This is a genomic window from Streptomyces sp. NPDC059832 (assembly GCF_042731715.1).
GTDB lineage: Bacteria > Actinomycetota > Actinomycetes > Streptomycetales > Streptomycetaceae > Streptomyces.
Genome location: NZ_JBHWIY010000001.1, coordinates 507,876 through 529,862 on the forward strand (window position 1 = coordinate 507,876; position 21,987 = coordinate 529,862).

Annotated in this window: 21 protein-coding genes and 2 pseudogenes; 13 read left to right on the top strand and 10 right to left on the bottom strand. The window is 69.9% G+C overall.

Annotated elements, in window-relative coordinates; genetic code table 11:
- Window positions 1–207: a recombinase family protein gene (locus ACFV8T_RS01820; RefSeq protein WP_385323353.1), complete on the bottom strand. Its 207-nt coding sequence runs from the start codon at window positions 205–207 to the stop codon at window positions 1–3.
- 169 nt (window positions 208–376) lie between these two features.
- On the opposite strand from ACFV8T_RS01820, the gene ACFV8T_RS01825 reads away from it, so the two are divergent.
- Window positions 377–970 (top strand): phosphohydrolase, encoded by a 594-nt coding sequence (locus ACFV8T_RS01825; RefSeq protein WP_385323355.1) that lies wholly within the window; start codon window positions 377–379, stop codon window positions 968–970.
- 108 nt (window positions 971–1,078) lie between these two features.
- Here the strand turns inward: ACFV8T_RS01825 and ACFV8T_RS01830 are convergent, their stop codons facing one another.
- A complete protein-coding gene (locus ACFV8T_RS01830) occupies window positions 1,079–1,957 on the bottom strand; it encodes a carbon-nitrogen hydrolase family protein (RefSeq protein WP_385323357.1) in 879 nt (292 codons plus the stop codon).
- A gap of 806 nt (window positions 1,958–2,763) precedes the next feature.
- On the opposite strand from ACFV8T_RS01830, the gene ACFV8T_RS01835 reads away from it, so the two are divergent.
- Both ACFV8T_RS01835 and ACFV8T_RS01840 read left to right on the top strand, forming a co-directional pair.
- Window positions 2,764–3,759, top strand: a complete 996-nt coding sequence (locus ACFV8T_RS01835) for a hypothetical protein (RefSeq protein ID WP_385323359.1) — start codon at window positions 2,764–2,766, stop codon at window positions 3,757–3,759.
- Between the two features lie 424 nt (window positions 3,760–4,183).
- Window positions 4,184–5,281, top strand: a complete 1,098-nt coding sequence (locus ACFV8T_RS01840; protein WP_385323361.1) for an NAD(P)/FAD-dependent oxidoreductase — start codon at window positions 4,184–4,186, stop codon at window positions 5,279–5,281.
- Between the two features lie 228 nt (window positions 5,282–5,509).
- Here the strand turns inward: ACFV8T_RS01840 and ACFV8T_RS01845 are convergent, their stop codons facing one another.
- Window positions 5,510–6,457, bottom strand: coding sequence for an isopenicillin N synthase family dioxygenase (locus ACFV8T_RS01845; protein ID WP_385323363.1), 948 nt, complete (start codon window positions 6,455–6,457; stop codon window positions 5,510–5,512).
- Between the two features lie 157 nt (window positions 6,458–6,614).
- Window positions 6,615–8,156 (bottom strand): MFS transporter, encoded by a 1,542-nt coding sequence (locus tag ACFV8T_RS01850; protein ID WP_385323364.1) that lies wholly within the window; start codon window positions 8,154–8,156, stop codon window positions 6,615–6,617.
- A 119-nt stretch (window positions 8,157–8,275) separates the two neighbouring features.
- On the opposite strand from ACFV8T_RS01850, the gene ACFV8T_RS01855 reads away from it, so the two are divergent.
- Window positions 8,276–9,235, top strand: coding sequence for an Lrp/AsnC family transcriptional regulator (locus tag ACFV8T_RS01855; RefSeq protein WP_385323366.1), 960 nt, complete (start codon window positions 8,276–8,278; stop codon window positions 9,233–9,235).
- Window positions 9,236–9,476: 241 nt separating this feature from the next.
- Window positions 9,477–10,046: an AAA family ATPase gene (locus ACFV8T_RS01860; protein ID WP_385323368.1), complete on the top strand. Its 570-nt coding sequence runs from the start codon at window positions 9,477–9,479 to the stop codon at window positions 10,044–10,046.
- Between the two features lie 216 nt (window positions 10,047–10,262).
- On the opposite strand, the gene ACFV8T_RS01865 is transcribed toward ACFV8T_RS01860, so the two are convergent.
- Window positions 10,263–11,186, bottom strand: coding sequence for a LysR family transcriptional regulator (locus ACFV8T_RS01865; protein WP_385323370.1), 924 nt, complete (start codon window positions 11,184–11,186; stop codon window positions 10,263–10,265).
- Between the two features lie 71 nt (window positions 11,187–11,257).
- On the opposite strand from ACFV8T_RS01865, the gene ACFV8T_RS01870 reads away from it, so the two are divergent.
- The 3 genes from ACFV8T_RS01870 (at window position 11,258) to ACFV8T_RS01880 (ending at window position 13,754) form a co-directional block, all read left to right on the top strand.
- Complete coding sequence (locus tag ACFV8T_RS01870) at window positions 11,258–11,914, top strand: maleylpyruvate isomerase family mycothiol-dependent enzyme (protein ID WP_385323372.1); 657 nt, start codon at window positions 11,258–11,260, stop codon at window positions 11,912–11,914.
- A 302-nt stretch (window positions 11,915–12,216) separates the two neighbouring features.
- Window positions 12,217–12,717 carry an anthrone oxygenase family protein gene (locus ACFV8T_RS01875; protein WP_385323374.1) on the top strand — a complete coding sequence of 167 codons (501 nt, stop codon included), beginning with the start codon at window positions 12,217–12,219 and terminating at the stop codon, window positions 12,715–12,717.
- Window positions 12,718–13,154: 437 nt separating this feature from the next.
- The gene (locus ACFV8T_RS01880; RefSeq protein ID WP_385323375.1) at window positions 13,155–13,754 is read left to right on the top strand and encodes a hypothetical protein; all 600 of its coding nucleotides are present in this window, start codon (window positions 13,155–13,157) and stop codon (window positions 13,752–13,754) included.
- A 351-nt stretch (window positions 13,755–14,105) separates the two neighbouring features.
- On the opposite strand, the gene ACFV8T_RS01885 is transcribed toward ACFV8T_RS01880, so the two are convergent.
- Entirely contained in the window at window positions 14,106–14,291 is a 186-nt protein-coding gene (locus ACFV8T_RS01885; protein WP_385323377.1) for a hypothetical protein, read from the bottom strand.
- Window positions 14,292–14,577: 286 nt separating this feature from the next.
- On the opposite strand from ACFV8T_RS01885, the pseudogene ACFV8T_RS01890 reads away from it, so the two are divergent.
- A pseudogene (locus ACFV8T_RS01890) lies at window positions 14,578–14,952 on the top strand (transposase family protein); the annotation flags it as partial.
- A gap of 51 nt (window positions 14,953–15,003) precedes the next feature.
- Here ACFV8T_RS01890 and ACFV8T_RS01895 read toward each other — a convergent pair.
- From ACFV8T_RS01895 to ACFV8T_RS01905, 3 genes are all read right to left on the bottom strand, one after another.
- Entirely contained in the window at window positions 15,004–15,600 is a 597-nt protein-coding gene (locus tag ACFV8T_RS01895) for an HAAS signaling domain-containing protein (protein WP_385323379.1), read from the bottom strand.
- The gene (locus tag ACFV8T_RS01900) at window positions 15,597–15,971 is read right to left on the bottom strand and encodes a PadR family transcriptional regulator (RefSeq protein ID WP_385323381.1); all 375 of its coding nucleotides are present in this window, start codon (window positions 15,969–15,971) and stop codon (window positions 15,597–15,599) included. The genes ACFV8T_RS01895 and ACFV8T_RS01900 overlap by 4 nt, the downstream gene beginning before the upstream one ends.
- Before the next feature lie 349 nt (window positions 15,972–16,320).
- Window positions 16,321–16,452, bottom strand: a complete 132-nt coding sequence (locus ACFV8T_RS01905) for a hypothetical protein (RefSeq protein WP_385323383.1) — start codon at window positions 16,450–16,452, stop codon at window positions 16,321–16,323.
- On the opposite strand from ACFV8T_RS01905, the gene ACFV8T_RS01910 reads away from it, so the two are divergent.
- The 3 genes and pseudogenes from ACFV8T_RS01910 to ACFV8T_RS01920 all read left to right on the top strand — a co-directional run bounded on the left by ACFV8T_RS01910 (window position 16,451) and on the right by ACFV8T_RS01920 (window position 18,092).
- Window positions 16,451–16,843 carry a glyoxalase/bleomycin resistance/extradiol dioxygenase family protein gene (locus ACFV8T_RS01910; RefSeq protein WP_385323385.1) on the top strand — a complete coding sequence of 131 codons (393 nt, stop codon included), beginning with the start codon at window positions 16,451–16,453 and terminating at the stop codon, window positions 16,841–16,843. The genes ACFV8T_RS01905 and ACFV8T_RS01910 overlap by 2 nt on opposite strands.
- 101 nt (window positions 16,844–16,944) lie before the next feature.
- A pseudogene (locus tag ACFV8T_RS01915) lies at window positions 16,945–17,203 on the top strand (IMP dehydrogenase); the annotation flags it as partial.
- 208 nt (window positions 17,204–17,411) lie between these two features.
- Complete coding sequence (locus ACFV8T_RS01920) at window positions 17,412–18,092, top strand: response regulator (protein WP_385323387.1); 681 nt, start codon at window positions 17,412–17,414, stop codon at window positions 18,090–18,092.
- Between the two features lie 11 nt (window positions 18,093–18,103).
- Here ACFV8T_RS01920 and ACFV8T_RS01925 read toward each other — a convergent pair whose 3' ends face one another.
- A complete protein-coding gene (locus ACFV8T_RS01925) occupies window positions 18,104–19,327 on the bottom strand; it encodes a histidine kinase (RefSeq protein WP_385323389.1) in 1,224 nt (407 codons plus the stop codon).
- Between the two features lie 402 nt (window positions 19,328–19,729).
- On the opposite strand from ACFV8T_RS01925, the gene ACFV8T_RS01930 reads away from it, so the two are divergent.
- A complete protein-coding gene (locus ACFV8T_RS01930) occupies window positions 19,730–21,952 on the top strand; it encodes an MMPL family transporter (RefSeq protein ID WP_385323391.1) in 2,223 nt (740 codons plus the stop codon).
- Window positions 21,953–21,987: the final 35 nt, after the last annotated feature.

Sequence of the window (21,987 nt, forward strand, 5' to 3'; positions counted from 1 at the left end):
TCACTGCCCGCCGGAGGTCGAAGGCGCGGGCGCGGGCACCGCCGCGAGGGCCTGGGCCAGGCCGGGCCGGTCGCGGTTGGTTCCGGTCGGCCCGTGGTCCAGGTAGATCCGCTCCTGCGGGACGTCCAGGCCGAGCAGGATCCCGCGCTGGGCGGTGAGGTCCTGCTTGTCCGGACTGCATCTCGCGTAGCCGACGCGTTCACTCACGCCCGAAGCGTACGGTAAGCCCCCGCTCAGCGAACAAGTCACCGGACACCCTAAATGAGACGCCGTCAGCGCAGGTCGCTCTCTCCCGCCGAGCAGGATCGCGATTGTTCGTTGGGGGGTTCCCCTTACGGACACAAGAGGGGCCCGCTGTCAGTACCCTGACGCGGTGATGACCAGCACTGTCTTGTCGAGAGCCATGAGCGGCACCATCAATCCGCCCCTGCTCCCTCTGCCGGATCGTGTCATGGAACTTCTGTCGGAGCTGGGAAGTCCGCCGCGGCTGGCGGCTCACCTGCGAGCCGTCCATGACGTCGCGCACCAGCTGGTCGACTGGGTGGAACAGCACTACCCCACTGTGATCTTCGACCGCGAGGCGGTGCTCTTCGGGGCGGCCACGCACGACGTAGGAAAGTCGGTGCACCTCGCCGAACTCTCCGGGCCCGGATCGGCGCACGAGGAGGCCGGGCAGGCCCTTCTGCTCGGCCACGGCATCAGCCCGGAACTGGCGCGCTTCGCCGCGACTCATGCGTCATGGGCGGACGCGAGTGTCGGCCTGGAAGACCTGATGGTCAGCCTCGCCGACAAGATCTGGAAGAACAAGCGTGTCCCCGACCTGGAAGATCTCGTCGTGGCCCGGCTGGCCGAAGCGACTGGCCGGGCGGCATGGGAAGAGTTCATCGCGCTCGACGGGGTCCTCGCCTGCATCGGCGACGAGTCCGACCAGCGCCTGGCATTCCAGGCATCCTTCCCGATCTGCAACTGAGGGCCCTCAGGAGTCACCCCTTGGCGGACTCCGGTGCTTCACCCACCGGACGGCCCCGTCGGACGCCCCGCTCCGAGGGAGCCGCCTGGACTCCGCTGGTCTGCGAGGCTAGAAGGCCGCAGTGCGGTCTTCGCTGCGCGGGTCGGTCACCTGGTGCTCGGCGTAGACGCCCGCGCGTGCCTCACGACGCCAGGGACGTGCGTAGGCCACTGATTCGGCGGCAGCCTCGGAACCGTCGTCAAGGTTCACGACCACCACCGATGGCAAGCCGTCCGCGGGGCACTGCTCAAGCCAGTCTCCGTTGGGGGCGACGATTCCGGACGGGGCGATGGCGCTGTGCTGTGTCGGTACCGAGAAGCTGACCCAGTAGCTGTTGACCGCGGCGTGGCCTTGGGCTTGGGCTGCGCTGTTGGCCGGGGTGACGCCGGTCGTGGAGAACAGGACGCAGTCGACGTCCAGCTTCTCGTATTCTGCGAACAACTCCGGGTAGTGGATCTCCATTCCGAGCAGGCAGCCGAAGCGCACACCGTCGACGTCGAAGGTCACCGGTGCGATGCCTGGCGAGTACATGTACGAGACCTTTGTCTTCGACAGCAGGCGCTCGTCGTAGCGCGTGACGACCTCGCCGCGATCGGAAATTACGTAGAGGCTGTTGTGCGGGCGGTTCGGCTCGGTCAGGCGGTGCACCGAGGCGATCACCGTCCACAGCCGCAAATCGCGCGCCAACTCGGTGATCGCGGCCAACTCCGAGTGGAGCACCGGCCACTGGCACCGATCCCAGTCCGCCGGGCCGACCGCGTCCGGGCCGTCGACGGACATGACGAGCTTGTTGGGAAAGCAGATCGCGCCTTCCGGAAAGTGCGCGATCCTCGCTCCCTGAGCACTGGCCTCGCGCATCAGAGCACGGACCTCACGGCCGCTTTCGCGCAGCGCTTCAGCGTCTCGGGGGTCATCGCGTACGGGGGTCTGCGCTACGGCGAGCCGCACGCTCTGGGGATTCCTTGCTTCCGACATGACCTCTCCTGGTGGAGTCGGACGGAAGTGCCGGAGGGCGGACGTGTAGGACTCGCCGGTCTTGGCGGCGCGGGCACGTACTTGGTGCTTGAAGTTCCTACGGGCTGTCATCGCTGCCTTCCACGCCTTGAGCGACGGCTCCCCAGCAACCTCGCCCGAGGCGATCGGGCTGCAACAACGACCTGAGACGCTGGTCCCTTTGCCTCCGAGGGGAGACCGTGCCGGGGACGGTCGCGGGAGGTTCGGCGTAGGCCACGCAGTCGGTCATCATGCCGTTGCCCGCAGGCTCCGTCAACATGCTTGCTGACCACCTTGCGCAGCGCGTCCAAGGACAGGACCTGGGAGGTGGGCCAGGTGGTGGGCGGTGTGGTTCGGCGCGACAGAGAGTCGCCGGGGCCGGCTCGGCTGGAGCTCGTCGACGGGGTGTTCTTGCTGCACCCGGAGGAAGCCGTGTTCGAGGCGATGCTGGATGGGTGGGGGCAACAACAGCGCGAACGTCGGCTGGAACCGGACACGGTCGACGAGCGAACTCGGGTCGTACGTCAGTTCATGACGTTCAGTGAGGAGTACCCCTGGAATTGGACAGCCGCTCACATGGATGAGTGGTCGCTCGTGGTCGTTCTCCCTCACCGCGGAACAAGGCCGGCCAAGTCGACGATCCGCGACTGTCAAGGGCACATATGGCTAGAACGGGAGGCCCCCACGTCAGCCTCGGGTGGTGCACCGGGCTCGCGGCAATCCGTTCGCATGGCGATTCCCCGGCCGCGTACGGTCTGCGCATGACGAGGACCACGCCGGCCAGACCGGTGTCCGTGGAGGCCGTGTTCCCGGAGCTGGCCCTCTACCGGGGCCGGACGACCCGCCTGCACCCTCGGCCGGGGCGGCCCGACATGCACGACAGTCATGTCGGCGGGCCGATGCTGTGGCCCGAGGACGAACCGTGGCCGGTCTGCCGCGAGCCGCACCAGCGCGAGACCGAGGGGTACGCACCGGACGAGATCCTCGGCGCCCGGACCGCAGGCGCGTGGCCGCCGAGCCGGCCGTGGCCCGGCGCCGGAACGCCTGGGGAGGACGGACCGGTGCCCTTCGTGGGGCTCGCCCAGCTCTTCCGCCGTGATGTCCCGGGCCTTGCGTCCGGGCCCGACGACGCGGACCTGGTGCAGCTCTTCCGCTGCCCGTTCACCCACGGTCCGTACCTGGAGCGCCGCTACCGCCTGCGGTGGCGACGGGCGCGGGAGACCGAGCGCGCTGAGCGCTTCCTCACCGCTCCGCCCGAAGTGCCCCTGCTCCGCTGGGAGCACGAACTTCCCGAGCCGTGTGTCCTGCACCCGGAAGAGGTGGACACCTATCCCTGGGCGGAGGACGACACGCTGCCCGCCCCGCTGATCGCACGCATCGACGCGTGGGACGACGCCCAGGCGTCGGAACACGGCCGCGACGCCCCCAACTACCAGTCCGCCTTGTCGATCCCTCCCGGCTGGCGGGTCGGCGGCTTTCCCAGCTGGGCGTCGACGGGCCCGATGGCCATCGACTGCGCGTCCTGCGCGACCCCGATGCGACTGCTGCTGACGGCCGGGGGCGACGAGATGGACGCCGACTCGCACAGCTGGGTACCGCTGGAGGACCGCGACCCGTCCCTGCGGGGGAAGCCATCGATCCGGGGCGGTCCGTCCGTTGCCCAACCCACCCGGCTCCGCTTCGGCCGGGACCGGGACCTGCACGTCTTCACCTGCCCGGCCGAACCCGGACACGCGCCCCGATGGGTGCTCGCCTAGGGCCTCGAGGTTCCCCACACGATCCTTTCCGCGATGGCGTGAAGGGCCTTCGCCGCCACCCGCGGCGACCACCGCCGGCCCGGACGCTCCTTGGCCTGCCGAGAGTGTCGATCGATTCGAGGTTCAGCGCTCTCGGCAGCGGCAGCGGCGTCGGTTCGGAACCAAGGTAGTTGCGGAGGTTCTTCGCCGGCATCGTTTCCTGGCCGAGGTCTCCCAGCTCCTGGAGTTCCTCGCCCTTCACCTTCAGATCGCAGGCAAAGCACAAGAAGGTGCCAGGAGCGAAGCGTGCAAGGCCTGACCGCCCCGGCTCGAATGGAGACTCGATTTGATGAAAGGATCGAGTCATGGCACGGCCTTCCCCGTACCCGCTTGAGCTCCGTCGCCGTGCGGTGCGCATGGTCGCCGAGGAAACAGAGGTGGGCGAATGGTCCGGGAGAGCATGATGCGCGTCGCCGTGGTCGGCTCGGGCGCGCTGGGAGCGGCGGTGGCGGACGAGCTCGTGCGCCGCGGCCTGTCCGTCGTGGTCTGCACGGCGGAGGAGTCGCGGCCGCCGGTGACGGATGTGGCGTTCGGCTGGCTCAACTCGCACGGGTCGGCGGCGGAGCCACCGTCGGGCGCGCGCGATCGGAACGAGCTCGCCCGGTCGCTCGGCGTGTTGCGCAACGTCACGGCGACGCCGCCGTTGCGCGGCGCCATCACCTGGAACGGCGCCGTGAGCTGGGCATCCACCGCAGCCGCGACGGCTCGATTCGCCGAGCAATCGGGTCCCGGCGTCGCGACCATCGAGGCGGAGGCGCTGCGACAGCTCCTTCCCGGCCTGCGGGTGCCGCCGCCGGTCGTCGCGTACGCGAGCGACGAGGGCATGGTCGAGCCGGACGACCTGCGCCGCGCGTTCCTCGCCCGCGCGCGGGCAGGCGGGGCCACCGTCGTCGCCGCTCGGGTGGATCGCATCCGGGCGCGGCGGGCGGGCGGCTACGAGCTGCAGGGCACCGGAGTGGCACTCGCCGTCGATCGGATCGTACTCGCCTGCGGGACAGGCCTGCCCGCCCTCGCGGAGCAGCTCGGCGAGCACATCGAAGTACCCGGTGTCCCGGCCGCGCGCTTCACCTTCATCGCACCGGAACTACGCCTGGACCGGGTGGTGTCCACGCCGGATTTCGAGATCCGGCCGTCCATCCGGCACGGCTTCGTCGGCGCCGAGGACGTGGTCCCGGGCGAGACGGAGACGGCGACGCGGGCGCGGGTGCGCGCGTCCCTGAGTGCCGTGAGGGAGGCGTTCGGACTGCCGCGGGAACCGGTGCTGGGAGACGTGACCATAGGGGTCCGCCCGATCCCGGCTGGCGACGGCGTGCTCTGCGCACCGCTGGCGAGCGCTCCGGGGGTCGTCGCACTGGCTGCGCATCCCGGGGTGACACTCGCGGCCTCGCTGGCGCTGCGTGCGGCGGAACAACTCGGGACAGCCTCTACGACGGTGTCGGCTATCGATGTTCGGGCGCGCTGGTCTGGCGGCGCTGGTGGGTGATTCAGCGGGCATGGTGCTGACGGGTACAGGTACGGGTACGGGTTCGGGGCGGTTTCCGGGCGAAGTGCCCGCTCGATGCGGCCTGGAGGGGCAGGCGTCGCAGATGTTGTGCAGGTGCGGGGGCCGCCCATGTCGGCCTGGTGATCGGCCACCCGGGCCATTGCTTGACGGGCTTCTGCCTGGGCGGCCTGTTGACGGCGCAGCGTTGGGCCGGCGTGTACCCGGGGGTCAGCCGAGGATGGTTCGCATTTTGTCGTGGAGGTAGTCCCCAGCACGTACAGGGCTGTAGGGCCTGCGGCCGACGGGTGTCGGCAGCGAGGTGATGTCGGTGTGGGGTGCGCAGGCGTGAAAGTACACCAGTGAGGTGAGTTCCTCCTGTGGGGCCTCGGGGGGCGGCGGCAGAACGCGGTGGCGGCCGGAGCGCCAGCGGTCCCCGCTCCAGCGGGCCATGAGGTCACCGATGTTGAGCGTGTAGGCGCTGGGCTCGTAGGGGGCGTCCTGCCAGCCGGCTTCGTCGTCGTAGATCTGAAGGCCGCCCTTGCCGGGCTGCCGGTTCAGGAGGGTGATGAGGCCGAAGTCGGTGTGCGGTCCGACACGGAACTGGCCGGGGGCGGCGGTGCCGGTTTCGTGGGCCGCCGGGTACCAGTTGATGGTGAAGTCCCAGTGCGGGCGCGTGGTGTGGCGGGTGAAGAAGTCGGCCGGCTGGCGCAGCGCGGTCGCCATGACTTCGAGGAGCGTATCGGCCAGGGTACGCATCCGGTCGGTGTATGCGGTGACGAGCGGGCGCAGGGTGGGGACTTCGTCGGGCCAGTCGCAGGGCATCTGCTGTGCGTTGCCGGGCCGCGCGGAGGAATCGACGGCGCATGACCAGACCTCCAGCAGGTCCGGCGGGGTGTGGGTGCCTTCGGACCGGGCGGTTGTCACCCGTTCCCGGCCGATCCAGCCGCGCCGGTTCTGGTCGTAGTGCTCCTTGCCCGCCTGGGGCATGTGGAAGAAGTCGTGTGCCGCGGCGCGTACGTGGCCGGGCAGTTCCGGTTCGATGCCGTGTCCGGTCACCAGCAGGAAGCCGGTGGACTGCAGGGAGCGGTCGACCTGAGCGGCGAGCCGCTCCCGGTCTGCGCTGTGATGCGATGTCCAGCGGCTGAGGTCGATGACGGGAATCGGGGTGGTGGCCATGGTGGCTCCTCCTGTGACGTCGATGGTCAGGGCCGGGGTATGAGTGAGGCCGAAGACGGCCCGTGGGAGTGCGGCGATCTCTGCGCGAGTCAGGACATGTTTCGCTCCGTGCGTTGTGTCGCGGATCGGCTGGTGGGGGATCGGGTTGCCGCCGGGCTCATTCGATGGCGGCTGTGGCCGGCTGGGCGTCAGTGGTGGTTTCGCCTGCGGCCGTTGAGCGTTCTTCCCGGGGCTGTCGGGACAGCCACAGCACGAGGGCAGCTCCGGCCAGGGCCACGGCACCCGCCGTGAGCGCGAGGGTGTTGTGCCCGGTGGCGAACACGGCATGGAGTGTGTGCTCCAGACCGGTGCGCTGTGCGGCCGGGACGTGGGCCAGGAGACTGTCGGCGCCGCCGCCGGAGAGGGTCTGCGCGGTGCCGCCGGGATCGGTGACCTTGCTGCGGAGGGACGTGGTCATGGTGGAGACGGCCAGGGCGCCGAAGACCGCTACTCCGAAGGCGTAGCCGAGCTGTTCGAAGGTGCTGTAGGCGCCGCTGGCGGTACCCGCATGCTCGGCCGGTACGGAGCCCAGCGCGAGAGCTGCGGCGACCTGGAAGATCAGGCCCATGCCGACCCCGCTCAGGGCCAGGCCCGCCACCAGGACGGGCCAGCCCGAATCGGGTCCCAGGAAGCCCTCGGCGCCGACCCCGAGACCGGCGAGGGCGAGCCCGAGGGCGGGCAGGCGGGGGGAGGGCTTGAGTCTCCGGCGTCCGCCCAGCACCGCTACCGATGCGGCAGCCACCGCGTGCGGCAGCACGACCAGACCGGCGGCGAGCGGGGAGAGGTGCTGCACGGACTGCAGCCACAGAGAGGTGTACGGCATGATTCCGTAGACGGTGCCCTCGCCGACCGCGATCGTGAGCATCGCAGCGGTGAACGCGGGCCGGCGGAACAGCGACAGGTCCAGCAGCGGGTGCCAGCGGCGCTGTTGCACTCGCAGGAAGGCGACGAACGCGCCCAGTGCTGCTCCCAGTGGCACCAGTGTCCCTGCCGATACCCACCCTTGGACGTGTGCCTCGGTCAGGGCGTGGACGGACCCACCCGCACCGATCGCGAACAACACCAGACCGGGAACGTCCAGGCGCCGTGCGGTGTCCCGTACCGGTGGTGCGGTGCGGGGGATGTAGCGGAAGGTCATGGTCAGGGCGGTCACGGTGACGGGGACGTTGACGTAGAAGATCCACCGCCAGTCCAGGGCCTGGGTGAGCAGGCCGCCCAGGATCGGCCCCAGGGCGGAGGCGCCGGCGGCGACGGCCGCCCAGGTGCCGAAGGCCAGGGCCAGGCGGCGACCCGAGTACAGGGTGCTGATCAGGGACAGCGTGGTCGTGAACATCGCCGCCGCACCCAGTCCCTGCACGATGCGGGCGGCAATCAGTACGGCCATGCCCGGCGACAGCGCACAGGCGACCGATGCCAGGGCGAAGACGACCAGTCCGCCCGCGTACATCCGGCGTCGGCCGTGAAGGTCGGCCAGCATCCCGGCGCCCAGCAGGGCGGCCGCCACCGCGAGCGCGTAGCCGTCGGCGACCCATTGCAGTTGGGACAGTGACGAGCCCAGCGACTCCGACATGGCAGGCAGCGCCACCAGCACGATCGTCACGTCGACGAGCAACATGAACGTGCCCAGGCAGATGGCGGCCAACGGCCCCCAGATACGCATGGATTCCCAACTTTCACACCGGGTGGACAACGACCTGGTCACCATCCAGGTCCGTCCCGCTCCGGCCCAAGCCGTACTCTTGAAAGCGGGATCATCCGGCGAAGAAATAAGGTGTACCGGTGGATCGAGACACCATGGACGACCTCGACCAGCACCTGCTCCGGGCCCTCCAGCTCGACGGCCGAGCCCCTTTCAGCCGCATCGCGCGAGACCGCAGTGTCTCCGAACGCACCGTCGCCCGCCGTTACCAACGGCTGCGCGCCCTCGGCCTGCGCATCATCGGCCAGCCCGTCTCCTCCCGCCTTGGCCTGAGCCGGTGGCTGCTGCGCCTGCACTGCACCCCGGACGCCGCCGGAACCATCGCCGAAGCCCTCGCCCGCCGTCCCGACACCAGCTGGGTCACCCTCGCCTCCGGCGGCACCGAGCTCTACTGCGCGTTCAACGCCCGTACAGCTGAGGAACGCAACGCACTGCTGCTGGGAAAACTCCCCCGCACCCCGCGGGTGCTCTCCGTCAGCGCTCACTGCATGATGCGCATCTTCGTCGGTGCGACCAGCACCTGGCACGCCACCCGGTTCGAGCCGCAGGGCACTGCGGCCGCGGTGGATTCCGGCTCATCCACCGCCGCCCCGCTCGGCTTGGACGCAACCGACCACATTCTGTTCACCGAGCTGGCCCGAGACGGCCGTGCGACGCTGCCCGAACTCGCCGCAGCCGCCGGCCGCTCCCCCTCCAGCGTCCAGCGCCACCTCGATCGCCTCCGCGGCGAGGGTGCCTTGAATCTCTCTGTCGACTTCGATCCGCAGCTCCTCGGCTACCACATGGCCACCCGGATCTGGCTGAACGTCGCCCCCGCGCACCTGCGCATCGTGGGGGAAACCCTCGCCACCCACTCGCAGATCGCATTCGCCGCAGCCATCACCGGCACGTCCAACCTGGTCGCCAGCGGCATCTTCCGCGACCCGGCGGACCTGTACGACTACATCGACCAGCGCATCAGCCGGCTCCCTGGCATCCAGAGCATCGAGACCGCCCCCACCCTGCGGGAAGTCAAGCGCCTCGCCCCTGCCGTGACTTGAGCGTGGATTCTCTCCTGCCCGGTCGGCAGACCGGGCAAGAGGTTCTCCTTGCCCATGGGCATCGGGCGGTCGTACACGTCCACGCGCTCGAAAACGGTGCCACGACCTGTTTCTGTCTTGCTGCCGGGCGGAAACGCTCCCACCCTCAGCTCGGCTCCTCCGTGCACGAGGTCAATTGCGTCAGAGTCACCGCCGGAAAACAATGTGCCCCCCGACCCGGGCTCTGCCAAGCTGATCGACCATGCCTTCCTATGAACTGTTGCTCATCGGTGGTGGTGCGGGCGTCGGGAAGACGACCGTCGCCTGGGAAGTATCCGCATCCCTGCAGAAGGTGGGGACGGCGCACTGTCTGATCGAGGGGGACTTCATGGACCAGATCCATCCCGCCCCTGCCAACGACCCTCACCGCACATCGATCACCGAACGGAACATCGCCGCAGTCTGGTCGAACTACGCTGCGCTCGGCCAGAGGCGACTGATCTATACCAACACGGTGAGCATCCTCGAAGAGCCGATGATCAGCCGTGCCATGGGCGGCAACGGGGTCAGAGTCACCCATGTCTTGCTCACGGCCAGCGAGACCACCGTGAGGCAAAGACTGGCGCAGCGGGAAATCGGAACACAACTTGTCGCGCACATCGAGCGCAGCCTGCGAATGGCGCGGCGTCTGGATGCCGAGGCTCCAGCGGGAACCGTCCGTGTCCCGACAGATGGTCTGACCGTGCTGGAGATCGCCGCGCAAGTACTCCGCGCTGCCTCCTGGACAACCGGACCTGCGACCCCGCCGAGCGGCCAGCGCAGGCACGAATGACTACCGTGAGGCCCAAGCAGTGAGAGCGCCGTCACCACGGTGCCCGCTTCGCGGAAAGATGAGCCGGAACCCGCCTTCCGGGAGCGGGTGTCCATGGTGTCCTTTGCCGGCGAAGACAGTCGACGGTGCTCCGCTGACCAGGGCGGACTATGTTCGTTGGCAAGGGACTTGAGGCGGGCGTGCTGCTGTTGTTGCCCGCTGTTCGACTTTGACCGGTCAGTCGGTCCCTGGCGCGGTGAGGGTGGTACGCAGCAGGTCCAGTAAGACGGTGGCTGCGGGGCTGGAGGGACCGTCTGTCCGCCAGGTCAGAGCGACCCGGCCGCGTAGCCGCGGCTCGGTGATCTCCAGCATCCGCAGCCCGAAGGCCGACGTCTCGTCGGCGGGCAGGACCGGGACCACTGCCACGCCGAGGCCGCGGGCGGCGAGTTGTGCAAGGAGCAGCGGAGCGGCCGCTTCGAAGGCGATGTGGGGCTGGAACCCGGCTTGCGCGCACGCACGGTCGAGTACCCCGCGGATGCCTGTGCCACGTGGCAGGCTGATCAGCGGCCGATCGCGGAGCTCGGCCAACGGAATGCTCGTGCGGTCCGGGGACGTGAGGGCGGGGTCGTCCGGGGCGACGGCTGCGACCAGGGGTTCGTCGACCAGGACCTGGAGGGAAATGCCCGGTGGGGGTTCCTCGTCCGCGAGTCCGATCATGGCGATGTCGAGTTCCCCCCGGCGCAGCGCGGTGAGCATCCACTCCGAGGTGTCCTCGGTCAGGGAGATCTCCACCTGGGGGTGGTTTGCGTGGAAGCGGGCCAGGACGGCGGCCAGGTCGAACTCATCGGCTGCTGCGGCCGCCCCCGAGACGAGGCCGAGGGTGACCTGGCCGCGGAGCAGCCCGGTGAACTCGTCGGCGGTCTGGCGGACCGCCTCGACGGCGCTGATCGCGGCCCGCGCGTACGGCAGCACGGCCTCGCCCACCTCCGTCAGGGTCACCGACCGGCCGGAGCGGTCGAGCAGCAGATGCCCGAGCTCCTTTTCCAACTGCCGGACCTGGGAGCTCACTCCTGGCTGTGCCAGGTGCAGCCGGGCGGCGGCGCGGGTGAAGTTGGCTTCCTCCGCGACGGTGACGAAGTACCGCAGCTGCCGAATGTCCATAACTGATCATTCTAGTTGTGAGACATGCAAAATATTGGACTTATGGTGGGCCTGCCGAGAGCCTTGAAGCCATGGGGAACACGACGCACCGCAGACCAGCGGCGGACATCAGAGCCGTGATCGCGGCCGAACGCCGAGAGTTGGCAGCCATGCTGGATGGCCTGTCGGCCGACGAATGGGACGCACCGACCCTGTGCGGGGGATGGCGGGTACGGGAAGTCGCGGCCCACATGACGATGGGGTTTCGGTACTCGCTCCCCAAGATGGCGTGGGAACTGGTCAGATCGCGAGGCAATCTCCACCGGATGACCGATCGCTGCGCCCACAAGGACGCGGCTGCCCATTCGACGCGTGAGCTCGCCGCATTGCTCCGTGACAACGCGGATCACCCCTGGAAGCCGCCGGTCGGCGGGATCGAAGCGGCCCTGGGCCACGACGTGATCCACGGCCTGGACATCACGGTCGCGCTGGGCCTCGGCCGCCGGGTTCCCGAAGACCGCGTGCGCATCCTCCTGGAGAGCGTCGACGCCAAGACCCTCAAGTTCTTCGGAGCCGATCTGAGCGGCATCGAACTCCGCGCCGACGATCTCGACTGGTCCTTCGGTACCGGAACGCCTCTGTCCGGCGCCGCACAGGATCTCCTCCTGCTCGCATACGGCCGACGGCTCCCCCCAGGACACCTCCGCGGCGAACCGGGCGGTCGCTTCCTCCTCGCTGCGCAGGTGTGACCGCGGTAGTCCCCGGACGGTCACCTGCATGCCTGCCGGCCAACGGCGACACCGCAGGCAGCAACCCGCTCCGCCCTACGCCGCCCCGCAGAACCAGCACGAGTTGAAGTCGCCCGAATCTCTGCAGCGGACAGCCGGAGAACTGTCACGGTCGCGCCAGTCACCGGCTGCCAGGTGACCGGACCCTCGACGGAACTCGACGACCGCCAGTGACGGACCACAGGTCTGGTTCGGGTCCTCCGACACCCAGGCCATTGACCGGACCTGGCCCCACAAGCACCCATGTACTGGAGCCAACGAACATGCGCATCCGACTTCTCCGGGGACTCGCCCTGCTCGCCACCGGCCTCCTCGCCGGCGCATTCGGCTACGGCGCGGCCAACCTCGTCCCCACCTTCAACGCTGTACCACTCGACATGCGGCTGTCATTCCACGCCGAGCTGATGAAGATGAACGGCATCACCATGCAGGCGGCGATGGCCGTGTCGACGCTGAGTTCCCTCACTCTCGCGGCCCTGACACGCGGCCGTGCCCGGCTGATCGCGGGTACGGCAGGTCTGCTGACCCTCGCGTCCTTCCTGATAACCCGGTTCGGCAATGTGCCGATCAACGGCCGGATCAAGGAATGGGCGCTCACCTCGGCCCCGGCCGATCACGCGGAGATCCTGCGACGCTGGGAACTGTTCAACAACCTGCGCACGTTCACCGCCCTCACCGCGTTCGTTCTGCTGATCGTCCTCGCCCTGAGGCAGCCGACTGACCACGCTGCTCCGGGGAATCGGCCGCAAACCACCCCGGCCTGACCGCCGGCGCTCACCTCACGCGACTGGGTTCGCCGGCCAGGAGCCGTAACGACTGCGTTCGCTACGCCCTCCCGCTGTGGGACCGTCTCATGTGCCTGACGCACAGACCATGCCCCGAGCTGCGAGAACAGCGGCTTCACCCTGGATCGGCCAGGGCGATCGACGCCCACACGAGAAGGAAGCGCCGCCGGGGCACAGTGACACCGTCCACCTCGTCGACCGCTTCACCATGCCCAGCCCATCAGCCGGGCATGGTGAAGCAACCACTGGTAGAGCTCGCTGGCAGAACTCGCTGTCGCTCGGACTCGCGGTGCGGGGCAGCTCGGTCCACGCCGAGCCAGGCCTGTGTACGGCGGGGGGCGGCGCGTTGAGCCCGGCTTGCGTACGGTCAGTGACAGCTCGGAGGGGCGTCACAGCGCACTGGATACCCTCTCGGTATGAAAATCATGGTGGGAAGCCTTGCCGTCGGGGTGGGCTTCGGGGCGGCTACCTCGCTCGTCAACGCGCTTTCGTCGCCGTATGCGGAGCTCGGAATGCCGCTCACGGGCACAGTCTGGGCCAAGGCCGCCAAGGTGCTCAGCCTGCTGGTGGACGCAGGCTGGTCCTGGGCCGCGCTGGCGGTGGCGATGGGCTGGCTGGCCGGGACATGGGTCCGCGGTGCGCTGGTCGGGGCCCTCGCGCTGGTCGCTGCCACGGTGGCGTACTACGTGACGGATGCCTTCGTCTCGGGGGCCGACATGGATATGGTCAGCTGGTTGGTGGTGGGTGTGCCGTTCGGACTGGTCCTTGGTGTGGTGGGTGCAGCCATCAGGCAGCCTGGACTGGTCGGCTTGCTTGCGGCGTTGACGGTTCCGGTGGGCGCTGCCGTGCAGATGGTCGTGCTGCCGCCTCGGCCGCACCTCACCTTGACCCCGGCGATTGTTCTCGCCGAGGTCATCGTCTGGACGGCGGCTGTGCTCGGTGCCGGCTGGGCTGTCTGCCGTTTCTGGGCCGAGAGACAAGCGGCGCTGTCCGTGCAGCGTGTTCAGTCCGGCTGACGAGTGGTGCACTCCGGAGGCCCCCACGCCCGTATGCCCGGCGACGGACCGTGGCCGCAGGCCCGCAGAGCGGGACACAACTTCAGGCTGCGGACGCCCATCATCGATCGGCCAAGCCGGAGGTGCCAGGGGCTGATCGCGTCACGCGCCTCCGGGGCCGGGCCGTCAGGCAGGCGCGGCGAATTCACTGAGTGATGTGCAGGGCCCGAGGCTACGCTTGCCGCCGCGGGGCCTGCCGGTACCTGTGGAGGCACGTCGTCATCGGCAGGAGTGTCCTGCTGTGAGCCTCCGCCAACTTGAAGTCGCTGGTCAAAGGGCTGGCGTGACCGGTTCTCGGGGTACTCGCGCTGGTCATGGGCGGCTGTACTCGAAGAACAGCCGGCCAAGGAGCTGGCGGAGGTAAGGGCCGAACGGGACGAACTCGCCGTCGCCGAACGCGCCCTTGAGCGGGTGAGCGAGCAGCTGGCCGACGAGCGCGCTTCGGCTGTGCCGGTACCGGGCCAGGTGGGTGGTCGGGCGGTCATGCTGATCCCGCACCGCGCGCTCCGGGACGCCGCCGCCCGCAGCGGTGCGGTACGGCGTAACCGGGGTGCCCCCCGGTGGCCGTTGGAGTTGTGTGACGAGAACCGAAGAACGCGCCGAGGACTCCTGCCCGCTTGTCCACCAGTGCCGTCTGCCACTGTGCACGAGCACCGCCAATCACCTTGCCGACGTGCTGCGCCGTCACCTGAAGGCGATACGGTCCAGGTGGCGGGTCCTGCCGCCCGGGAGGATCGCGGTGATCGTCCTGGCCGTGCTGCGTCACGACCAGCGCCTGGCCGATATGGCCGGCGGCAACAACGTGTCCGGGACCGCCGTCCGCCGCTGGCGCGACGAGCTGATCACCCTGCTCGCCGCGCAGGCCCCTCGTCTGGACCGCGCCCTGAAGAAGATCGCCGAACGGGGCAGGGAGGTGGTCCTGATCGATGGCACCCTCATCCCCACCCAGCGCCGCACCGGAAGAGCCGACCGACGGGACTACTCCGGCAAACACCGCCGCCATGGCCTGCACTTCCTCGCCCTCACCGACGAGAGAGGCCGCCTGATCCGGATATCCGCCGCCCGGCCCGGCCGCACCCACGACATCACCGCCGCCCGCCACGATCACGTCCTGGCTCACCTGCGCGCCGCCGGCCTCGGGGCGCTGGCGGGCCTCGGCTTCCCGGTCGGCCGACGGCTCTTGACGAACCCGCAGACCGGAAGCAACGTCTCAGGCGCGGCGGACCCGCCAGAGCCATGCTGCCGTGCCGGCCATCAGGGCGAGCATCGCCAGGTTGGCCAGGAGGGCCGGGGTGCCGGCCTCCGGGCCGCCGTTGGACAGGTTCCAGGTGCTGATGATCACGCTCGGCAGAACGGCGGCAAGCAGTACGCCGGTGGTTTTCCGGACGGCGGTCCAGTGCACCGAGGTGCAGAGAAGTACCGCGCCGGTGATGCGGAACAGGACGCCGAACAGCTGGCCGGGGGCAGCGGAGAAAACCATCATGAAGGGCATCGAGAGGGTGAGCATCAGGAGCGGGACCAGGGGGTGCACCTTGCCGCGTCGGGCGGGTGCACCCACATCGCCTCGGGCCGAGGTCCCGGCGGCCCCGTTCTCCGCCTCGGACAGCGCCGTCGCCGCGATCGTGCGGGGGTCTCCCAGCTCCGCCAGGACCTCCCCGACCGCGGCGTCGGGGCGTTCGGCGCGCGTCACCTCGATGTGTTCGGCGAGGTCGGCGAGGAGTTCCTGGCGACGGTCGGCGGGGAGCACGGAGGCCTCGCGCTCGACGGCGGAGAGGTAGTCGCGTACGGGATCGGTGGGGGTCTTCATGCGAGGTCTCCGGTGGATTGGTGCGGGGTGGTCAGGAAGGCGTCGACGGCGTTGCGGAATCCGGGCCAGACGCGGCTGAACTCGTCGAGTGCGGCCCGGCCGCTGTCGGTGAGCGCGTAGTAGCGACGGGGCGGGCCGGAGGCGGACTCCTGCCAGGTGGTGGTGACCAGGTCGTCGCGGCGGAGCCGGGAGAGCAGCGGGTAGACCGTGCCCTGGCTGGTGGCCAGGGCACCGGACTCCTCCAAGGCATGGAGGAGTTCCACGCCGTAGCGGGGACGGTCCCGCATCAAGGCGAGTACGCAGTACTCCAGTACCCCTTTGCGCAGCTGGGCGGCTGCCCGAGCCTGCTTGGTCGAATCACCTGGTTCCATGCGATGCAAGATACCTGGTGGAGCAAGTGGATGGGAAGGGGGGATCCCCTCGACCCATCGGTCCGGTGGTGCTGGTGCTTGCGACCTTCTGGACGGTCACCAGGCCTCGGTCAGGCGGGTGACTCCGACAGACCCGCAGATCACGACGACAGCCCGGCGTCTTCAGCCCTGTCATCGCCACTGACCATGCCTTCACCAAAGCCCCGGCTCAGCCGCAGAGTCGTTTCTGGCATCTGTACATCACAAGCAGGTACTTCGAGGCGGTCGCTGCGGCACCGCACGAACAGGGCGTCGCGCAGCCGGCCCTCCACCAGCTCGACAGGGCAGACCTCGACAGCGAGCCAGGCGGTCAGCCGTTCCCCATCCGTGCGGGTCGCCGGGCGAAGCCGAGCGCCTCACGGATCTGCGTACGGTGCCCCTTCGCCGAGCGGGACGCCAGGTCGTACTTTCCAAGACCGGGGCCCAGTAGGTTGGTACTCATGTTCGCTCTGTATCCGCGTGTACTCGCCGGGGACTATCCGGCCGTCTTCGCTTTCTATGCGGCCGTACTGCCCGAGCTGACGGGATATGTGCTCGCGCGCGGTGACGCGGTGTCCGGGTACGCCAGTTGGGACGTGCCCGAGGGGGCGACCGCGTTCGCCGTGATCCAGCGGGATGCGTTCGTCGGTGAGGTTCCGCCGGCTCCTGCTGCGGGCGGTGCGACCCTCGTGGTGCCCGTCGCGGACGCGGCGGCGATGGACGCGGCGGTCGCGCTGTGCCGGCGGCATGGCGGGGTCCTGGTGGCGCCGGCCCGGGAGCTGCCGGGTTGGGGGCTGCGGGCGGCGCACCTGCGCGACCCGGACGGGAATCTCCTGGAGATCCAGACGTACTGAGCCCCGTTCGGCGGCCCGCCGCCCACCGGTGGCTCTGCACACGGGTGCCGGGCCCGCCCGGCACGTACCGAACGGGCCCGCTCCTCGCCGGTCCCACCGCTGCCAGCGGCATCCTGGTCGCCACCGACGAGACGCCGGCGAGGAGTTCTGGCCCGGTCTGCCGGCCCTTTCCGGCCTGCTGGGCACCCGCTGGTGGGCAGCCGACGCCACCGAGGCCGCACCAGGCTCGACTGCCGTCGTCGTAGGTGACCGGGCGGCCTGTGCGCGGTGATCACGGCCAAGGAGATGGGCGACGCGGAACGGATCACGGCCATGAGCCGCCACGGGGCGCCGCAGGAGCCCGCCCGGGAGTTCGGCGCCGTGGCCGAGCGAGCGCGACCCCGCCACACGCCGTCGAACGTGACACTCTCCGTTGCGGCCGGCGCTCTTACCGGCGCCCCGGTTCGGGGGCAGGGCTGGCGGTGGCGGCGCATCGCGATCGTCTCTTCTTCGAGGCGATGCCTCGGTCAACACCGTGCGGCTGCCAGGGGGTCGAACCGCCGAGTCGGAGCACTGGTAGGAAGAGACAGTGACAGAAACGCACATCGACGTGGTGATCGCCGACGACCAGTTGCTGGTGCGCACCGGATTCAGCTTGATTCTGGGGGCGCAGCCGGGCATTCGCGTGGTCGGGGAGGCGGCTGATGGCGTGGAGTGCGTCGAGCAGGCACGCCGGCTGCGCCCGGATGTGGTGCTGGCGGACATTCGTATGCCTCGCCTGGACGGGCTGGAGGTGGTGTGTCAGCTGGCCGGGTCGGAGGTGGCCGACCCGATGAACGTGGTGTTGATCACGACCTTTGACCAGGACGACTATGTGCGGACCGGGCTGCGCAACGGAGCCTGCGGATTCTTGCTGAAGGACGCTTCACCGGGGTTGTTGGTGGAGGCCGTGCGGGCTGCGGCCCGTGGGGACGCGCTGGTGTCGCCGTCGGTGACGGTTCGTCTGCTCAGGCGGCTGGAGGAGTCGGAGCGGGGACTGCGTCCTGGGACGGAAGGAGCGGCCGTTGCCGGGCTGAGTCAGCGTGAGCTGGAGATCGTGCGCCTGGTGGCGGTGGGGCGCACGAATCAGGAGATCTGCGGTGAGCTGTTCCTCTCCTTGTCGACGGTGAAGACGTATCTGGCGCGGGTCCAGGCCAAGATTCAGGCGCGGAATCGGGTGGAGATCGCGGCGTGGGCCTGGGCCCACGGCACGGTACGCCCCGTCGAGTGAGCGCGCGCCGGTCAGTGCGGCGGCGGGGCGTCCGGCATGAGGGTGCCGACGGCCGGCACCAGAGGGAATACGGCTTGGACCTGCCAACCTCCGTGGGAGAGGGGGCCGGCGTGGAGGGTTCCGTCGAGGGCTTCGACGCGCTCGCACAGCCCGAGGAGGCCGAAGCCGCCGCGTCCGCCGGCGGGTGAGGCGGCTCTTCCGGGCGGTGCGGTGTTGGTGACGGTTGCCTGGAACCGGTCGGCGGCTACGTCCAGGTGGACGGTTGCCGGGGCGCCGGGTGCGTGGCGGCGGATGTTGGTGAGGGCTTCCTGGACCAGTCGGAGGACGGAGAGTTCGACTTCGGGGCTGAGGCGGGTGGTGCGGGCCGCTGCCGTGAGGTCGAGCCGCGCCGGGCTGTCGTCGGGGCCGGCGGCGGAGTGGGCGGAGACGAGGTCTGCCAGTTCGGTGAGCAGGTCTCCGGGGCGCAGGGCGGCGTGGTCGTCCTCTCGTAGCACGCGTACGAGGCGGCGCATCGACTCCAGAGTCTCCGTACCGGAGCCGGCGATGTTGCGCAGGATGGGGTCGACGGCGTCGGGCGCGGTGGCCTGGATGGTGAGGGCGGCGTTGGCCTGGACGATGATGCCGGTGATGTGATGGGCGATCAGGTCGTGCAGGTCCCGGGCGAGCGCGAGGCGTTCGGCTTGGCGGACATCGTGCACGGCCCGTTCCCGGCGCATCTCCAGCGCGCGGGCGGCGCAGCCCAGGGCGACGCAGACGGCCAGTGCCACGGTGAGGCTGTAGGTGCCGGCGACGAGGGCGTGCTGTGATCCCGGCCGCAGGGGCAGGAGAAGAGTCGTGATGCCGAGGACGGCGGCCCAGGCCGCCGCTGTGACCGGCCGCCACGGCTGGGCCGTGGCGCGGACGGTGAGGCAGAGCAGTCCGCACGTTTCCAGCGCACCCCACCAGGTGATGTCGGGTGGCTGGATCAGGCTCCACACGGTCAGGGCGAGGGAGAGCGTCACGGCGGCGATGATCCGCTTACGCAGGGCGGGGGCCCGGGGTGTGCCGAGGACACTCAGGCCGATCAGCGGGCCGGTGACGACCACGGGCAGCCAGGTGGTGGGGGTGCCGAACGGATCGGGGTTCATGCTGAGCACGGCGGCGAAATCCGCGAACCAGGTCAGCGTGAACGCGATTACGCCACTGACCTTGATGAGCTTGCTGATGGCCGGGGGAAGTGGGAGATACGAGTCCACGCTGCCCAGCGTAGGAGCGTGAGACGGCTGTGGTGTCGGCCGGATGACCGACACCACGACGCAGGTCCTGGACGAAAGGCCGACACAGCGCACCCGGCGGCGGCGGAATCATGGACGCACGGCGGACGGTGCCACACCCAGAGGCCCGTCCGCCGGCCAGCGGGTCCGGCACACGCGGACAACGTCGGCTCAGACCGGGCCGGGGTCCGTACCGCGCCGGGCGGCTCCGCCCCGTCCGCGCATGGACCGGGACGGAGCCTGTGCCGACTGCCCGTGGGGACGACGCGGCCGGCAGGTGCCGGTGGGCCGGGTCCGTGAGCGGATGGTCCCGCCCCACCGGCACCCCGTGGATCAGCCCCTTCTTTTCGTACGCACCGACCGACAGAGAGTTGTCACCCCTTCATGGCCACCTTCCTGTACCGGCTGGGCCGGACCGCGTTCGCGCGACGCCGCCTCGTCGTCCTTCTGTGGGTGCTCGTCCTGGGCACGATGGGCGCCGCCGGCGCCGCCGGTTCGGGCCCCGCCGGCTCCAGCGTCACGTTGCCCGGCACGGAGGCGCAGCGCGCGATCGACCTGCTGGGAGAGAAGTTCCCGGCCGCCAACGCCGAGGGCGCCGCCGTCCGGGTCGTCCTGCGGGCCCCCGACGGGGAGAAGATCACTGCCGCCGAGAACAAGGCCGCCCTGGAGGCGACGCTGGCGGAGGTGAAGGCGTCCTCGCGACGGATCGGCCAGGTCAGCGACCCGTTCACGGCCAAGGCGCTCAGCGCGGACGGAGCCACCGCCTACGCGCAGGTCACCTACACCGCCACGGACGCCGAGCTGACCGACGCCGACCACACCGGTCTCGAAGAGGCCCTGGAATCCGGCCGTGACCAGGGGCTGACCGTCGAGGCCACCGGCAACGCCCTGGCCGCACCCGCGCAGAGCCACACGGCCGAAGCCATCGGCTTCGCTCTCGCCGCCGTCATCCTCGTCATCACCTTCGGCTCCCTGGCCGCCGCCGGTCTCCCGCTGCTGACCGCACTGGTCGGGGTCGGAGTGAGCATCGCCGCCATCACCGCGCTCAGCGGTCCGCTCGGGCTCAACAGCAACGCCTCGGCCCTGGCCACGATGCTGGGCATCGCCGTCGGAATCGACTACGCCCTGTTCATCGTCTCCCGCTACCGCGCGGAACGCGCCGACGGCCACGACGCCCCGCAGGCTGCCGCGCGGGCCACCGGCACCGCCGGAACCGCCGTCGTCTTCGCCGGTCTGACCGTGGTCATCGCGCTGGCCGGCCTGGCCGTCGTGAACCTTCCCATCCTCACCGCCATGGGCCTCGCGGCGGCCGGTGCCGTCACCCTCGCCGTCCTCGTCGCCGTCACCCTGATCCCTGCCCTCCTCGGCTTCATCGGCGAACGCGTCGCCGGCAAGGCCCGCAAGCGGACCGCGCCCGCCAGGAGCAGGACCGGACCGGGGCAGCGGTGGATCTCCCGGATCCTGCGCACACCCGGCAGGGTCCTGTTCCTGGCCGTCGTCGCCCTGGGCGTCGTCGCCGTGCCCGCGGCCGACCTCGAACTCGGGCTGCCCGACGACGGCTCCAAGGCCACCTCGTCCACGCAGCGCAAGGCGTACGACATGCTGGCGGAGTCCTTCGGCCCCGGCTTCAACGGCACCCTCACCGTGACCATCGACGACAGCGATCCCGCTGTCACCCGCGCCGGCGCCGAGGAGATGCGCACCTCGATCACCGAGCTGCCGGACATCGCCGCCGTGACCCCGGCCGCCTTCAACCAGAGCGGTGACACTGCCATCGTCACGGTCGTCCCCAGGAGCGCACCGGGCAGCGACGCCACCAAGGACCTGGTCGACGGCATCCGTTCGCTGGCCACCGACCTCAAGGCGGACACCGGAGCACGGTCCCTCGTGACCGGCACCACCGCCCTCAACATCGACATCTCCGCCAAGTTCAGCGCGGCGATCGTGCCCTACCTGGCCCTCGTCGCCGGCCTGGCCTTCCTCGTCCTCATCCTCGTCTTCCGCTCGATCCTCGTCCCGGTCACCGCCGCCCTCGGCTTCCTGCTCTCCGTACTCGCCTCCCTCGGCGCCCTCGTCGCGGTCTTCCAGTGGGGCTGGCTCAAGGACCTGATCGGCCTTGAACGGACCGGTCCTCTCATGAGCCTCATGCCCGTCCTCCTGGTCGGCATCGTCTTCGGACTGGCCATGGACTACCAGGTGTTCCTGGTGACCCGCATGCGCGAGGCGTACGTCCACGGCGCCGACGCCCGCACCGCGATCGAGACGGGCTTCGAGCACGGCGCCACCGTCGTCACCGCCGCAGCCCTCATCATGATCAGCGTCTTCGCCGGCTTCGTCGGCTCCCACGACGCCATGATCAAGGCCCTGGGCTTCGGCCTCGCCATCGCCGTCCTCTTCGACGCCTTCATCGTCCGCATGACGATCGTCCCGGCAACCCTCGCCCTCCTCGGCAAGCGCGCCTGGTCCCTGCCCGCCTGGATCGACCGCATCCTCCCCGACATCGACATCGAAGGAGAGAACCTGGCCCGGCAGGCGGCGCCCCCGCTGCCCGCCCAGGAACAGCCCGAGCTCGTAACCCCCGCCCACGACCACAGCGGACACCGCTGACCGGGAGCGTCCCCTCGGGCCGGCCCGGCTGCTTG